Annotated in this window: 17 protein-coding genes; 9 read left to right on the plus strand and 8 right to left on the minus strand. The window is 63.2% G+C overall.

Annotated elements, in window-relative coordinates; genetic code table 11:
* Positions 1–194 precede the first annotated feature (194 nt).
* The gene (locus tag TL10_RS08695) at positions 195–866 is read left to right on the plus strand and encodes a Crp/Fnr family transcriptional regulator (RefSeq protein ID WP_043985355.1); all 672 of its coding nucleotides are present in this window, start codon (positions 195–197) and stop codon (positions 864–866) included.
* 660 nt (positions 867–1,526) lie between these two features.
* Here the strand turns inward: TL10_RS08695 and TL10_RS08700 are convergent.
* The 3 genes from TL10_RS08700 to TL10_RS08710 all read right to left on the minus strand — a co-directional run bounded on the left by TL10_RS08700 (position 1,527) and on the right by TL10_RS08710 (position 3,583).
* The gene (locus TL10_RS08700) at positions 1,527–1,862 is read right to left on the minus strand and encodes an Imm51 family immunity protein (protein ID WP_157850363.1); all 336 of its coding nucleotides are present in this window, start codon (positions 1,860–1,862) and stop codon (positions 1,527–1,529) included.
* 255 nt (positions 1,863–2,117) lie between these two features.
* Positions 2,118–2,879: a hypothetical protein gene (locus tag TL10_RS08705; RefSeq protein WP_131630708.1), complete on the minus strand. Its 762-nt coding sequence runs from the start codon at positions 2,877–2,879 to the stop codon at positions 2,118–2,120.
* A gap of 272 nt (positions 2,880–3,151) precedes the next feature.
* Complete coding sequence (locus TL10_RS08710) at positions 3,152–3,583, minus strand: transcriptional regulator (RefSeq protein WP_043985322.1); 432 nt, start codon at positions 3,581–3,583, stop codon at positions 3,152–3,154.
* Between the two features lie 544 nt (positions 3,584–4,127).
* On the opposite strand from TL10_RS08710, the gene TL10_RS08715 reads away from it, so the two are divergent.
* From TL10_RS08715 to TL10_RS08740, 6 genes are all read left to right on the plus strand, one after another.
* Positions 4,128–4,667 (plus strand): hypothetical protein, encoded by a 540-nt coding sequence (locus tag TL10_RS08715; RefSeq protein ID WP_043985323.1) that lies wholly within the window; start codon positions 4,128–4,130, stop codon positions 4,665–4,667.
* A 92-nt stretch (positions 4,668–4,759) separates the two neighbouring features.
* Positions 4,760–5,767: a hypothetical protein gene (locus TL10_RS08720; protein WP_131630709.1), complete on the plus strand. Its 1,008-nt coding sequence runs from the start codon at positions 4,760–4,762 to the stop codon at positions 5,765–5,767.
* A gap of 272 nt (positions 5,768–6,039) precedes the next feature.
* Positions 6,040–6,618, plus strand: a complete 579-nt coding sequence (locus TL10_RS08725; protein WP_043985356.1) for a hypothetical protein — start codon at positions 6,040–6,042, stop codon at positions 6,616–6,618.
* Entirely contained in the window at positions 6,611–7,126 is a 516-nt protein-coding gene (locus TL10_RS08730) for a hypothetical protein (protein WP_043400150.1), read from the plus strand. Before TL10_RS08725 ends, TL10_RS08730 begins: the two co-directional genes overlap by 8 nt.
* Before the next feature lie 338 nt (positions 7,127–7,464).
* The gene (locus tag TL10_RS08735; RefSeq protein ID WP_043985325.1) at positions 7,465–7,992 is read left to right on the plus strand and encodes a hypothetical protein; all 528 of its coding nucleotides are present in this window, start codon (positions 7,465–7,467) and stop codon (positions 7,990–7,992) included.
* A gap of 56 nt (positions 7,993–8,048) precedes the next feature.
* The gene (locus TL10_RS08740; protein ID WP_043400231.1) at positions 8,049–8,537 is read left to right on the plus strand and encodes an MBOE_33420 family protein; all 489 of its coding nucleotides are present in this window, start codon (positions 8,049–8,051) and stop codon (positions 8,535–8,537) included.
* Here TL10_RS08740 and TL10_RS08745 read toward each other — a convergent pair.
* On the minus strand, positions 8,504–8,956 hold the full coding sequence (locus tag TL10_RS08745) for a hypothetical protein (protein ID WP_052506353.1): 453 nt from the start codon (positions 8,954–8,956) through the stop codon (positions 8,504–8,506). The two genes, TL10_RS08740 and TL10_RS08745, sit on opposite strands and share 34 nt — an antisense overlap.
* Positions 8,957–9,022: 66 nt before the next feature.
* Positions 9,023–10,336: a MocR-like pyridoxine biosynthesis transcription factor PdxR gene (gene pdxR / locus TL10_RS08750; RefSeq protein ID WP_234711410.1), complete on the minus strand. Its 1,314-nt coding sequence runs from the start codon at positions 10,334–10,336 to the stop codon at positions 9,023–9,025.
* Positions 10,337–10,514: 178 nt separating this feature from the next.
* On the opposite strand from pdxR, the gene TL10_RS08755 reads away from it, so the two are divergent.
* Positions 10,515–11,084 (plus strand): carboxymuconolactone decarboxylase family protein, encoded by a 570-nt coding sequence (locus TL10_RS08755; RefSeq protein WP_043985327.1) that lies wholly within the window; start codon positions 10,515–10,517, stop codon positions 11,082–11,084.
* A 26-nt stretch (positions 11,085–11,110) separates the two neighbouring features.
* Here TL10_RS08755 and TL10_RS08760 read toward each other — a convergent pair whose 3' ends face one another.
* From TL10_RS08760 to TL10_RS08770, 3 genes are read right to left on the minus strand one after another with little or no spacing between them, the layout of a single operon-like run.
* Complete coding sequence (locus TL10_RS08760; protein ID WP_313957388.1) at positions 11,111–11,713, minus strand: nitroreductase family protein; 603 nt, start codon at positions 11,711–11,713, stop codon at positions 11,111–11,113.
* A 38-nt stretch (positions 11,714–11,751) separates the two neighbouring features.
* Positions 11,752–12,264 (minus strand): hypothetical protein, encoded by a 513-nt coding sequence (locus TL10_RS08765; protein ID WP_043985328.1) that lies wholly within the window; start codon positions 12,262–12,264, stop codon positions 11,752–11,754.
* On the minus strand, positions 12,261–12,743 hold the full coding sequence (locus tag TL10_RS08770) for a hypothetical protein (RefSeq protein WP_131630710.1): 483 nt from the start codon (positions 12,741–12,743) through the stop codon (positions 12,261–12,263). Before TL10_RS08770 ends, TL10_RS08765 begins: the two co-directional genes overlap by 4 nt.
* A gap of 348 nt (positions 12,744–13,091) precedes the next feature.
* Here TL10_RS08770 and TL10_RS08775 point away from each other — a divergent pair, with 348 nt between their 5' ends.
* Positions 13,092–14,363: an IS481 family transposase gene (locus tag TL10_RS08775; RefSeq protein WP_043985329.1), complete on the plus strand. Its 1,272-nt coding sequence runs from the start codon at positions 13,092–13,094 to the stop codon at positions 14,361–14,363.
* Positions 14,364–14,585 lie beyond the last annotated feature (222 nt).

Raw genomic sequence — 14,585 nt, forward strand, 5'->3', positions numbered from 1 at the left:
GCTTGGTCTTTCACTCAATACCGCGAACAATCGCATAAGCTGATTGGCGCGTCAACCCGTACGCTTGCCGGCTAACTGCAGCAAACCAGATAGGCAACCTACGGAAGTGGGCGGTATGCCGATTCCAGCAAAATGGGGGATGACGATGAGCAGGCACTGTGGCTAGCAATGGGATCAGCCCGGGAGGGCCTGTGGTGAATGCCGCGTTGGCTCGCGCCAGCATCTTCCACGGTGTCAGTCCGGACCTTCTGGACGCGGCGGTCAGTCAACTTGATTGGGTATCATTTCCGGAGCGACACAACGTGTTTCGCGAAGGCGACGCCGGCGACCGGCTCTACATCATCACCGCCGGCAGAGTCAAAGTCGCCTGTGCAAGCAAGCACTCCGACACCCTGATCGCCGTCCTGGGACCCTCTGATGTTTTCGGTGAAATCGCCCTCCTGGACCCAGGTCCGCGCACATCCACCGTCACCACAATCACCGCCGTGCGCACCGCGACAATGACCCGTACAGCACTGCGGTCCTGGATGAGCCAGGACCCCCAGGCTGCCGAGCAGATGCTTCGCGTGCTGGCACGGCGGCTGCGCCGCACCACCAACAAGCTGTGCGACCAGACATTTAACGACGTCCCTGGGCGTCTCGCCACCCTGCTACTGGACCTGGCCAACCGCTTCGGCGAATCCGACAATGGGACACTGCGGATCGACCATCAGCTCAACCAGCACGAGCTTGCCCAGCTCGCCGGATCAACCCGCGAATCGGCCAACAAGGCTCTCGCGTCGTTCGTCGATCGGGGCTGGATTCGTATGCAGAGCAAGACGATTAGCATTGTCGATCCAGCGGCGCTGGCCAAGCGCGCGCGATGATTGCCCGCGGATGATCATCAGGCGAGCACTCAGCGCTGGCTGCTGCGGCAGGGTCCGCGAATTGCCGTAGACGGCCACGTTGCTACCTGTGGTGCGCGTCAGTTCCGTCCATCGTGTGGCGTTGCTCGCCTAGCCGCCCTGCCCGCGATAACCGCTGTATACAACGCAATGCCGATGAATGCGACGAGGCAACCGATGCCAAGGAGTATCACCGGCCCCGGCGGCCATGAACGCACGATCACAGCCAGCAGCAGGCCGCACGCGATCACCGCGTTCGCCCCGTGCAGCGGTGCGAGGCGCCACGCAGCCCGGTGGGCCGGCGACCCACGCTTGATCGCTGCGCATCGTCGACGGAGTACGGATGCCCGTCAACTGATTGCGGGCCAGGCGCCCAGTGGCTGCTCGGCAGCTGGCGACGACCAGGACCACTGTGACGACACTTTCGGTGACGATGAAGACCGTAGCGATCGACGCTGCAGCGAGACGTTCAGGTTCGATTATGTCCTCTCACATTCCAGGGGCACATCCCCTGTGAACGAAAGTCGGTTCGGGAAGGCTTTCGGGTCGACCGAATATCTGAGATTGGACGAGATAGCGGCACGACCGTGTACTGCTTCGCCGACGAGTTGGCCGTCATGGCTTCGGCGGCGGCGTTTGTTGCTAGTCATCGAATTCGTGGCCTGCTGCGGTGGCGGTGGTGATGAGCGCGCCGACCACGTCGGAGTCGGTCACCGCGGGACGCATCAAGGCCGCAAGTGTCAGCAGTTGGTCTCGATCGCCAAAGGCGGCGAATGTTCCTGCCTCAGAGTCAAATTCGAACTCGCCGGAAAGATCCGGGCGGTAGCTGCTGATCAGGTATTCGGCCACTCCCGTCCAAAAGTAGCCGTTCGCCAGATGACCGTGAGCCTCCACGGCCGCGTCCACAGCCAGATCGCCGGTGCTCAGCAGCAACTGCACCGATGCGGGATTCTCCTCGTCAAGGAAGAACGGGTCCACCAGTGACACCTCTCATTTCGTCTTGTCTCCGATGATCCGGGCGGTCAGTTCACGAGGAACGCTGTTCTGCAAGGTGTAGTCGGGCGCCCGCCCCGAAACCGAATGCCACCCGACGGTGATCTGGCGCACAGTAGACGGCGGTGCTGTCGCACCACCGCGAGCCTCCCTTCGAGGCAGCTTGGGGGACAACGAATTCCACATCGACTAGCTGAGAACTCAACCGGCGCTATGAACAGGCTCGGTGAGTTTGTGCGTTCATTGTTGCCACCACGGGTTCAGGACAATCGATTCGCCGGGGTTCCATCCGCAGAGCATGGTGTTACGGCCGGCGGGGGTGACCAGTGGCAGGTACGCGGTGTAAGCGAATCCGCCGACGGTAAGGGTGACCAGGTCGATATCGGCGGCTGCCGACTGCCAGTGCGGTATCCATAGCTCGTCGAACTGCTGAAACTCATGGCTGCGGAAGACGCGGTGCTTGGCGGGGTAGCGGTCTACCAGGGCGGTCCAGTCCTCGGGACTGGCGATCGTGAACCGCCGATCGCCGCGGTACTGGGATGGAAGATGTTGTACTGCAACAGGTTTGTTGTCTGAGTGCTCGTCGGCGCAATAATGCCGCACAATCTGCATGTCGCCGCCGAACGCCTGGGAGACAGTCGGGTAGCCGGCTGGTTCCATCCACCATCCGCCTGTGAGCCGAGTGGGGCGTTCAGGCTGAATGACGAGATGCTCGTGCAGGATCGGTTGGAACCACCAGCGCGCACCCGGATGGTTCAACAGCGCCGCCACCGTCTCGGGGTCGGGGTCCTGGGTCCAGCCCATCACCTCAGTCCAGTGGCGGTCTGCGAACGCCACCATGCCGGCCTGGGACTGCAACCTTTCCAGTCCTTCGACGCCGTCCATCCCGATGATCTCCACATCCAGACAGTGGCCGTTGTTAGCGATCGCTCTCTGTACGTGGTCAACGAACGATCTCCATACGGGGCCGACGCGCTGGTGTTGCTGGGGTGTCATGCCCACATTCCTTTCACGATGGCGTCGGCGGTCGCGTCGACCACAGATGGTGCGGCGGCTCTTGCTGGCTCTTCACGGCAGCTGACTGGCTCTGCAGCAATGCTCTTGTCGCGGTGGAGGTTTTGCCACCTTGCGCCGCAAAGCGTGGTGCCGCGGCGATCTCGGCGCCACGCAGGTTCAGATGTTCGCGATTGGTGCTTCCTAGTCGGGTTGAGTCCATGCGGTAGTGATCGTCATCATCAGCATTGCTACTGACCGGTTCTGAGGCCATTACGTGCCTAACTCGCGGTGGGTGTGTTGGCGGGACAGTCGACCGAGTCGAGGAGCCGGTCGCGCACGGCGGGCGCCAGCGTCATGAGCGCTGTGGTTAGTTCGCGCACGCTCTGGTCGTGGACGAGGTCCAGCCAGTCCAGATCAGCGTCGACGACGCGGACGTAGCTGCTGTCGGTGTCGAAGTATTCGACACCGACACCGAAGAATTCGGCCAGCATCTCCACGGTCCGTGCGGACGGACAGCTGCGTACTCCGGTGCGCAGTTGCGACAGATACGGCGCAGACAGCTGGTATCCACGGCCGGCCAGCGCCTCCGTAACCTCGACGTTTCGATAGGGGCCGCGCCCGGGCGAGTACACAACGGCGAACAATCGATTCAATCGTTCGGTGAACGCGTCGACATCCACCGACACCCTGGCGCGTTTCCTGTCGGCCATGCAATCCCCCTGAATGTGATTGTGGTACAGAGACTTACAGCCCGTCCTACTCGGCGGGAGGGACTGGTATGTGTGGCGTACGAGCGCCTGGTGATGACCGCCCGGGGGTGCGGCATCTGGGTTGACTACTGAACCAATTGAAGCCGCAGACGGCAAACCCAACGTGTGCACGTTAGCTCAAAACCGATCCAAGGTGTTGACAGCTACTCATCGATATGAGTTGACGAGTCGGTTGGTTCGTGGAATTCTCCTGAATATCAGTTGGAGAGTCAATCGGGCCGGGGGGCTTTGGTCAGGCTTTTGCAAGGGGGAAGCAGTGTTTCGTGGTATGCCGCGCGTAGTGCGGTCTCTCGTATCAATGCCGGCGCTGTTCGCGGCGACGATTGTGGCTACCTTCAGAACGTCAGACGTGGTCGTTGCTGGCCGGTGAACTCAGCCCCGTGAGGGTTACGTCGCTGACGATCCATGGGCGGACGGGCAGTAGCGTCGTCGCCGCGGTGAAACCTGGCGACAAACACCGCACCTCCAATATCGCTGAGGGGCAATGAGTCCCGAGCCAACCCGCAAGCGCTGGCACATTGCACGTGTCGCCCACGTCACCGGGGACGTCGCCTGGTGGGTGTTCGTGGTCGCTCGACTGATGGCGGAGATGAACACATCCGGCCTCCCACGTCGCTACGCAGACTACGAGCCACCGGCGGCGTTCGGAATCGGCCTGGGTCATGTCGACGCAGGCTGGACCTCCTACGCGCCGCTGACGGACCACCCAGCGCCGGGACTTAGTGACCGCCTCCTCAGCGCAGACGTCATGTCGGCGTGGGTGATTGGCGCTCTAGTGCTGGTGGTGATCGCCGCGGTCGTCGAAGCCGGTGCGGTCGGCCGCTGGCCCGCCGGCGCCGCCACCATCGTAGCCCCGATCATCGGAGCGACAGTCGTTCTCACCGCACTCTACGAGCGCGCCGGTTCCTTCACCGGTGGCGTACAGCTGAGCCTGGTCGCCGTGTTCGCGTTGGTGCTCATCGGCATCGCAATCCGCCAGGTATGGAGCCAGGCGTTGGCACCGCGCCCCATACATGGAAGCTGACAACCCTCACAGGACCGAAAGGCCGACAACCGATGTGGATGCGAACAACGCACATGACAGAGCGAACACGGTGGCTGATCGGATCGGGCCTGATGTTTGCCTGGACCTTCGGCATCTCGGCGTGGACGCTGACCCGGTACGGGTACGGCATCCACGATTGGCTGTGGTGGCTCGTGTGTGCGGTCGTTGGTGCCGCCGTCAGCCTGACAGTCGGGTGGATCAGCGTCTTCACCACGCGGCAGATTGTTGACGCCCAGCGTGATGCCGTTGCCGGACTTGACCAGGAGCAACTCGATGAGCTGGCCCGCGCCTGGAAACGCGGCCCGGTCCCTGACGATCCCGCTGTTCTTGTTGCGGTGCTGCGCCGCCGCGATCTGTTAGAGCACTACCGCCGCCGCACTCTGCGTATGCGCTTCGTTGTCGCAGCCCTCCTGGGCGTTCGGGCTTTTGCGGCGGTATTGGTGAACTTCACGCGCCACAACTATGGGGCGACTGTGCTCATTCTGGCGCTCTGGGTGGTGTGCCTGCTCGCCGTGTTTTGGTCCGAGATTCGTGAAAAGCTGCGACGACCCAGGCTGATGCAACTACGCGCAGCAGCCGATCACGACCCGCAGGTATCCGCGGCGATCGCCGATCCCGTCACCCCGATGCCGCGACCCAACTGGCGCTGGTGGACGGTCGCCTTCGCCGTGATCGTTGCACTGGCGTACGGTGCCCTGTTGGGTACCGCCACCTACTTCTCCCCGAAAGAGCGGGGCTGCCGAGTTGCACGGTCAGTCGTGCATGACATATACGCCAACCGCGAGTGGTTTTGGACCACCAACATCGGCCCGACCGGGCGACCACTGGACGACTATCAACACCTAGCCCAACAGTTGCGCGATAATGCCACCGCAGCAGAGGGATTCCCCGACATCGCCCCCCACGCACGCCGCATTGCCGAACTTGCCGACCGGGCCGCCACCATCGTCGCCACGGCCCGGCAACAAACCGACGACGTCAGCAGGGATGCATTGCGGCACGACCAAACTGCTTATGCTCAGATTCTCGATGCGGTTGCCAATGAGGAAAAGCCGCTCGCGCAGACGTGCTGGCCGTGACTCGTCATCGACTCCTGCCGGCGGGGACGGCGAATCCCACTGATGAGTGCACTCTGCCGATGCCTCGCGCACGGGCAGTCAGAACTGCATCGAGTTGTGGGCTAGATCACTGTTCGGTTTTGCGGCTGGTTCCCGACTACACCTTGGACAAGCTCGTCGTCGTTGCCGCGGCGTCGGTTTGTTGGAAAAGGGGATGTGGGCATGGGTGATTTCTCGTCGGCGCAGGTGACGCCTGCGCCGCGGGCGTTGGGACCATCCAGGAGCGGGTGTCGATGACCGAAATATCGCGCGACCGCTCCGCCGGGCCGGCCGATCACCAGGATTGGGCGCCCTACTCCGACTTGGTACAAGCGGCGCAGGCGTACCTGCGTGATTCGGCGATCGCGTTGGAGGCGTTGTGCCGCGTGATGGATCCGATGGCGATCAAGGCGTTCGTCATGGAACGCACTCTCGAAGAGAAGGATTCGCGCGAGTCGTTGTACCAGGAGGTCGCTGTGACCGATGGCCGGACATTGCTGCTGTGGATGGGTGACGATGAACTCACCGACGACGATGATCCTGAGCCTGGCGCACTATTGCTGACATCTACCCTGCGCTCGATTCCATTGTCCGCGTTGACCGACCGCAATCTCAAGGTTGCATATCGCGTCGACGGCAGCGGAGGACGGTCATTGCACAGTGTTGAACTGCGGTTGGTGACCACGACGGCCGACTACACCCTCGCCAAGACCCCGTCGAGAACCGAGGCGTTCAGCGAGGAACTGCTGTTCACGAAGTCTGTCACCGACGGCGGACGAGCACAGATGGAACGGCTGATTCAATTCGGAAGGGCGCTGGCCGCACATGACTGATTGGACATCGCACAGGCATCTTCAGCAGGCGGTAATGCTCGGCATCCGCAATCCCGAAGTGGCGCTGAACAATTTGCGCGCTTTCGTCAACTTCGACACTGTCTACTCGTTCGTACTTACGCAGCGTCCGGCGTGGCAAGAAGTTGCGGTCACCGACGGACAGCGTTTGATCTTGTGGCACGGCTCTGACACTGAATGCGCTGGCCACGATAATCGATTGCCGCACCCGATGTTCCAGTCCTCGGTGCGAACCGTTCTGCTCTCGCGGTTCAGTGATCAGGCGTTGCACACCGACTACGACGTGCTGGACGACGGTTCTCGCCAGCTGGTTTCGGTGCGCCTGCGGCTGTACACGTCGATCGTCAGCAGCACCACCCGAACCACTCCCGAGGACAGTCAGCACTACGTCGAGTGCTACCTCTTCGACAAGAACTCAGACGACGGTCAGGCCGAGATGGAACGACTTCTCGAATTTGGGGCCGCACTATCGATTTCGGCCAGTGTGTGACTGGCCTTCAGACAAGAAAGGGACCGCTGCCGCGATGACCGACCCCAATGCGCAATATGTTTCGTGACATGCAGGGGGTCCTGCGTTGCCTCGCATCAATACCAATGCTGTTCTGGACGACGATCACGACTGCCACTCGCAAACCGGGAGAAACGGCAGCTGACCGGAGAATTTCGCAGGATCCTGGACTGTACTTCGCCGACGACCCGTGGGTGGACTGACCGGCATCAACTGTCGCCGGGCTTTGGGGGCGCGCTCGTGGTCGAACCCCACTGCGGATCGAGTCCGCCCGGGAATGCAACTGCCATGTGTTGGCTACGGAAAGAGGAGACTTGGCTGTGCGAACAGCAACGAACAAGCTGCTGTGCGACACCACGATCGCACCCGACGGCGGTTTCATCGTCATTGAAGATGCTGGGGCGAAGGAGATTTCGGGTGCCCGTGCCCTCGTAACCACCGAAATCGACTGCGAGGCCGCGACGGTGCAGCGCGCACTGTGGGTGCAGACCATGACTGCCCACGAGTGCGACGTCGTGGGCCGGGGGATTCGGGTTCGCGTGCTCTCCGGCTCGGACACCGGCGGACTCGGCGTCAGAGCGTTTGATGGCCAACTGAACATCGCCAGCGGACTATTGGCCATCGGCGATCGCCGCAACCCCGACCGTCAATTGCTGGTTGGCCCAACGGGTGTGGTTGGCGTCAGCGTGTTCGTGGGCAACGAAGTCGACGCCATCTGTTTCGACGACCCTGGCGTCACCTACCCGCCCTCAGGTCCCAGCGAAATGACACTGCTGCTACGCGGAGATGCCTGGCACACCTACACGCTGCGCAACACAGTCGCTCGGTGGGGACGACTCTCGCGGTAACGATGGTCTGAGTCTGATCCACCCCCTGGGCCTCGCGCAGTGTGCTATTCAAAGTCATGCTGCCGAAAATTTGTGTCGCCCCGGCCCTGGCGCTGTTGGTGGCCGTCCCGCAGGCGCACGCCGATCGCGCGGAACCGGTGCCGCTTTACGGGAGCTACGACACCTTTCTCGACCATTCTCGTCAGACTTTCAATGGGCGTCCGGACAGCTCTGACCCGTCGACCCAGGCGGCCATGTTCCGGACGGTGTGTGACGCCGGCGGCTGCGTCGCACACTGGCTGAGAGTGACTGAGCTGAAAGAGAATCCGAACGCTCCGGCACTGTTCGACTACCGGTGGACGGGTGATCGCTGGGAGTCTTCGGGCGACTACCCGTTCCACTGCGGCCCGAATGGCGCTGCGGTGACGGCGTTCCGGTCGGACTTCCTCACGCCCAACGGCGACGGCAGTTTCACCGGCGAGCGGACGTTCACTGTGGCAGCGCCAGGCTGCCCTGGTGACGGTGCCGGTACCTACTGGCTGCCGTTCACCTTGACGCCCACGTAACCGGTCGGGGTGGGCCGCGTGGGCTCAGCCTTGTCACTGCGCTGCCGTCGACCCACTATCAGCGCGGCCACGCCGGCAAGGGTCAGCACCGTGAGGGCCGTGATGTCGAAGGCCGGCCTGCCGCCGAGATCCCGGTCGATCACGTGCGACACGACGTGGAGTGCCTCGAACGTCACGAAGCCACCCAATGCCACCTCCACCGGCGATCGACGGGCGGCGGCCAGCAACATCGACACTCCGACACCGATCTGCAGGACGCCGGCGTCATGGAGGAAGTGGCGGTTGTAGGGCTCGAACGGTGCGAGCACCTCGAAGAATGACATCGGCGCGACGAACGCCCAGATGCCCAGGACCAGCGTTATCAGGCCGAGAGTCGCGCAGGTGACCAACACGATCCGCAACGGTGTTTGCGTCGTCATTCTCCGAGGGTAGCTACACAATGGTCCAGGGTCAGGCGCCACTTCCTCGGCAGAATCGGGTACCACTTACGACGGGCAGCGGACGGCAGCGGCGATCGCCCGGACACCGGTGTCGATCTGCGATTCCGTGAGGTTGGCATAGCCGAGGATCAAACCCGGCGGGGCAGCGCCGGGTTCGGTGTAGCACCACGACAGTGGATCGATGCGCACCCGCCGGCTCGCCGCTCGCCGCACGACATCGTCGATCTCGCAGTCGGCGGGCAGACTCACAGTGAGGTGAACGCCGGCGGCGGCGCCGAGCACCGTGGCTTCGGGGAGGTGCCGGCCGAGTGCCCGCAGCAAGGAGTTGCGCCGGGCCAGGTACCGGCGGCGCATGAGCCGCAGATGCCGGTCGTAGTCGCCGGACCGCAGCAAGGTGGCGAAGGCCAGCTGATCCATGACCGAGCTACCGGTGTCGGCGAGGCCTTTCGCCGACACCACGGGACCGACGAGGTCCGCGGGCAGCACCATCCAGCCGAGCCGCAGCCCCGGAACCAACGTCTTGCTGACCGAGCCGAGGTAGATGACGCGGTCGGGGGCCAGGGCGTGCAGTGCGCCGACGGGCGCGCGGTCATAGCGATACTCGGCGTCGTAGTCGTCCTCGATGACGAGGTTGCCCGCACGCGCCCATTCGAGGAGCGCGGTGCGGCGGGCGGGTGACAGGACGACCCCGGTCGGAGATTGGTGTGCTGGGGTGGCGAGCACTGTGGATGCCGCGGTGCCGGCGAGTGCCTCCACGTCGAGTCCGTCGTCGTCGACCGGGACGGGGGTCGGCTCGATGCCGTGGTGGCGAAAAACCATGCGGTGCAACCAGAACCCCGGATCTTCCATCGCGATGACGCGGTGCTGGAGCACATGGGCGAGCAATGCGATGGCCTGCGTCGCGCCGGAGCACAAGACGACGCGCTCTGGATCGGCCAGCACGCCCCGCGTGCGCCGCAGGTACTCCGATACCGCCGCGCGGGCATCCGGCAGACCCTTGGGGGAGACGTATCCGAACGACTCGGACTCGATGGAGGCCAGCCCCTGACGCAGTGCGCGCAGCCAACTGTGCCGTGGAAAGCTCGCAAGATCGGGCACGCCCGGTGCGAAATCGATGTCGAATGTCCGACGGTCGGGGTGGGATGGCTGAGACCGCCCGGTGGTCGTGTCGACGGCGGCAACCGTTGTGCCAGAACCTTGTTGGCTCTGCAGGAAGCCTTCCGCGACGAGTTGGCTGTACGCGTCGACCACGAGCCGCCGCGACACTTGGAGGTCCGCGGCGAGCACACGGCTGGACGGCAATCGGGTTTGCGGCGCGAGCCGGCCGGTTCGGATCGCGTCACGCAGGCCGTCGGCCAGCTGACGATGCAGCGCGGCGGCGCCACTGGTCCGGTCCAGCTCGATGAGAAGCTCTGGACCTGAAGTGGTACCCGATTCACTCGAAATATTGGTTCCTAACCTGCGACCAGTGCGGACCTAACATGAAGCTATACCGCAGCCACCGGCCCGCTGGTAAGGGAATCGAGGAGAACGCATCGTGAGGATCCTGAAGCGCATCTGGGTTCACCTGGTCGTCTTGTCCAAGTCTCGCGAAAATCGTTGGGACCTACCGGGTTGGCTGATCCGGCGCCCGCTCATCGCGGCGGCGAATGGGCTGTACGAAGTAGCGCTGCTGTTCAGTGGCAGGGCGCCCACCGCGCTCAAGGTGCTCGCCGGCACGAAAGCGGCGATGCTGACTCACTGCGAGTTCTGCATCGACATCTCCGACACCCTCGGCCGCCATGAGGGGTTCTCGGAAGAGAAGTTGATCGCCTTGGTGAACTATCGCGACAGCGACGAGTTCACGCACCTGGAGAAGTTGTGCATTCAGTTCGCGGAAGAGATGTCCCGCACACCGGCGATCATTTCGGACGGGCTCCGTGAGGAACTGCTCACGCATCTGACCAAGGGGCAGTTGATGGAGATCGCGGCCGAAATCGCCTGGGAGAACCAGCGTGGACGGCTGAACCAGGGCCTCGGTATCAGGCCGATGGACACGGCCGGCGGCACGGTCTGTCTCATCCCCGAGTTGGGAAACCGAAGCGGCGCAAATGATTCCGTTGCCTGATGCATGGAGCCGACCAACGGGGAGGATTACATGCTGGCCCAGGTGATTTCGCGTCGTGACAGCCGAGCGCGGTGTGGGGCCGCTTCCGCCTTTCCGTCCGACGCAGGGCTGGCCACACCCAAGGCCGTCATCGACGTCACCTCCCACTCGGCTGGGACATCGAACTCGCGGGCGACACCTTCACGATCGAATGCACGGAACTGATGTGCGCCGAGTCCCATGACCAGCCCCTGAATCGTCATGTGGGCGACCGCCTGTCCGAGGTCGTATCGCGCGAATTCCGAGAACTCCCAGTCCGTGTCTTCAACGAGGATGTGAGCCAGATTCACCACCAGCAGCGAGGCATCCAGAGCCCACCGAGCTGAACTGGGTGCCAGGTGACTCGCGATCCGCGCGTGGATCGGATCGTCACGCCGACCCACGATGAACATCCACGGCTGCGAGTTCCCTGCCGAAGGCGTCATCCGGGCAGCGTCGAGCAGCACGTCGACCTGGGCGTTACTCAACGCCGCATCTCGATCGAACGACACTGGACTGAACCGCTCCGCCAATAGCGGGTGGACTCCATTTGCCGCGGCATTCTCACACTCGGTCACGTCAGCATCATGTGCTGAAAACTCCTCCTTCACAACCAATGTGACGTAGCGGCGCGATTGCCTCCGGAATATCAGCGACCGATGTTCGCCGAGTTTTCGGCGTGATGCTTGAAGTTCAGCAGCTGCCGCCGTGCCATCACGAGATCGCCGACACTGAGCAGCGGAGCGGCGAGCCGCATTGATTGCGGCGCAGCGACTTTCAACACCAGTCGAGTTCGGCGGTCGTCGATCGGGGTGAGCTGATACGACATGTGCGTGCCCATGATCTGCGCAGTCAACTGCACCTGGTGCTCCACCGCGAGCACCCTGCCCAGGGGCTGTCCCGCGGTGGCGGTGAACGGATCGCCGGGCGTGGGATCGGGCAGGTTGCGCAACTCGCGTGGTGATTTCCGGCCCAGGTTGTCGATCCAGTCGTACGAGTACGGCGCCAGGCGAACCTGAACAAGCCACGACCACAATTGATCTGGTGTCGTGTTCACCGTCACTCCGCGCCATGCCTCGAGCGATGGGCTGGTGACATAGCTGTCGCAGCCGTAGGTCGCCCGGGTCTCGACGTCGGTGACGCCCCACCGGTCACCGATCACCGGGTCGCCACCTTGTTCATCAGGTAGGGCGCGGCCGTGCGGTGGATGGGGCCGATGGCTCGCCAGACCGCGGCGGCCGTCCGGCGGCGCTTGTAGTGGAGCGCGGTGATGAGTTGGCCCGTCGAGGCATCCGTTCGTCGAAGAATCAGGGTCCCGCTCATCAGTGGTGAGTCGGCCTGCAGGTGGACCGCATCAGGTGTCGAATCCACGATGCGCCAGCCGAGGATGTGGTCCGGCGAGTCCGCTGGTCCGAGGTGGAATAGCAGGAACTCCTTGTGCGCGAATCGAATTCCCTCGCGAAGGAGAGTCCCGGATCGCTCGAGCGCTTCACGTGCCAGCACCTCGGGCGTCCGGGTGTCGGATTCGGCGACGGTGACTTCGAAGGCGTCGAGATAGTCGGCACGTTTGACTTGGCCAGGCAAGGAGTCGCGGTCCAGGTTCACCTGGCGCGCATGTCCAACTGCCGTCGTTGTCGCCACACTTCGAGACTAGGTACTCATTGGTCGCTTGTCAGGGGCCAGTTTGATGGCAGAACCGGGTACCACTCGGCTGATGCTGTATTCCGATGGCGCGCTCAGCGAGTGCTGGGTCGACGCGCGCTGGGTCGATGAGTCGGCGGCAAGCGTCACCCATCGTGCGGTGCGCAGGTGCGATCGAGCCAATTCCAGGCCCTTCCAGCCGTGGTCGCAGCTATCCACAACTAGCGACCTTGTCAAGAATCTTCGAGCAGTGATGTGATGTCTCAGGACATTGGTGACAGTTCTGCATCAGGACATTGGTGACAGTTCGGGTGGTCTTGGTGGTGACACTTAGGCCCTCAGGGTCAGGTGGTGGCTGCCTATGAACCGATCGATCCTCGTGTCCGTCTGGCGATTGCGCAGTGGCCGGATGATGCGCCGCGTGGGGCAGTCTCGACGTTCTGCGCCGAGCACGGTATTTCCCGTAAGTCCTTCTACGAGTTACGCAGACGGACCAAGACTGACGGGCCGGCCGCAGTGCTCGAACCCCGGACCCGGCGACCGACATCGAGCCCGTCGACGCTGACCGAGGAAGTCAAGGATCAGGCGGTAGCCGTGCGCAAGGCCTTGGAGGCCTCCGGTTTGGATCACGGGCCGATCAGTGTGCACGAGAAGATGCGCGCGATGGGCCTGCCACAGGTCCCGTCCACGGCGTCACTGGCCCGCATCTTCCGCGAAGCCGGCGTGGCCCGCCGGGAGCCGAGGAAGAAACCCCGCTCGGCGTGGCGACGGTTCGTCTACCCGGCTCCGAACGCATGCTGGCAACTCGATGCCACCGAGTACGTGCTGGTCGGCGGGCGAAAGTGTGTGATCTTCCAGCTCATCGATGATCACTCCCGCTATGCGGTCGCCTCCCACGTGGCCGGCAGTGAAACTGCGGAGGCTGCGATCGCCGTGTTTGACAAGGCCGTCGCCGCCCACGGCGTGCCCCAACGACTGCTCTCGGACAACGGACTGGCGCTGAACCCGTCGCGCCGGGGATTGGTCGGCAAACTCGTCAATCATGTTGGGGCCCTGGGCGTGGAGGCGATCACCGGCAAGCCTTACAAGCCGACCACCCAGGGCAAGAATGAACGGTTCCATCAGACCTTGTTCCGCTACCTGGACAAGCAGCCCCTTGCGGAGTCCCTCGAGGAACTGCAGGCCCAGGTCGATGCGTTCGACCACATCTACAACACCGAACGGCCCCACCAAGGTCTTCCTGGGCGCGTCACCCCGCTGGCCGCGTGGGAAGCGACCCCCAAAGCCGAAGCCCCTCGCCCCAAGCCCGACCCGCCCCTTCTCATCGAGGCCGCAGTCAAACAACTCCAGCCCGCACCAGAGCTGCCAGCCGGGGCCCACGTCAGGAGGCTGTCTACCGCCGGCACCTTCATGCTCGCCGGGGTCATCTACAAAGTCGGTGGCCAACACGGCCTCCAAGAGGTATTGGTCGCCACCGACGTCGACAAGATCATCGTGGCTGACCTCGACGGCGAGATCCTCATCGAGCACACCCAGCCCGCACCTGGAGTGACCTACGTCGGCAACGGAAAACCCCGCGGCTCACACCCCAAACCAGACGAACTGTCACCAATGTCCTGACACACCAACTGTCACCAATGTCCTGATGCAGAACTGTCACCGATGTCCTGATACATCACAATCTTCGAGCAGTGAGAACCTTGCGTATCGAACATATGTACTGCTTATCTGCTTAAGTGGACCCGGTGGCTAGAATTCGCCAAAGGTGTTGCTAGGCAACAACTCTTGATCGATCTCCGGTAGGCGTTCAATGTCATGCAGTGGGGCGTCGGTTCCACCGAT

Origin of the sequence: Mycolicibacterium llatzerense (genome assembly GCF_000878195.1) — a bacterium.
GTDB classification, from domain to species: Bacteria; Actinomycetota; Actinomycetes; order Mycobacteriales; family Mycobacteriaceae; genus Mycobacterium; species Mycobacterium llatzerense.

Coding starts and splice junctions, on each gene's coding strand:
- TL10_RS08730 (WP_043400150.1), top strand. CDS start 6,611: ATGACTGATTGGACATCGCACAGGCATCTTCAGCAGGCGGTAATGCTC.
- TL10_RS08715 (WP_043985323.1), top strand. CDS start 4,128: ATGAGTCCCGAGCCAACCCGCAAGCGCTGGCACATTGCACGTGTCGCC.
- TL10_RS08710 (WP_043985322.1), bottom strand. CDS start 3,583: ATGGCCGACAGGAAACGCGCCAGGGTGTCGGTGGATGTCGACGCGTTC.
- TL10_RS08720 (WP_131630709.1), top strand. CDS start 4,760: ATGTTTGCCTGGACCTTCGGCATCTCGGCGTGGACGCTGACCCGGTAC.
- TL10_RS08745 (WP_052506353.1), bottom strand. CDS start 8,956: ATGACGACGCAAACACCGTTGCGGATCGTGTTGGTCACCTGCGCGACT.
- TL10_RS08725 (WP_043985356.1), top strand. CDS start 6,040: ATGACCGAAATATCGCGCGACCGCTCCGCCGGGCCGGCCGATCACCAG.
- TL10_RS08740 (WP_043400231.1), top strand. CDS start 8,049: ATGCTGCCGAAAATTTGTGTCGCCCCGGCCCTGGCGCTGTTGGTGGCC.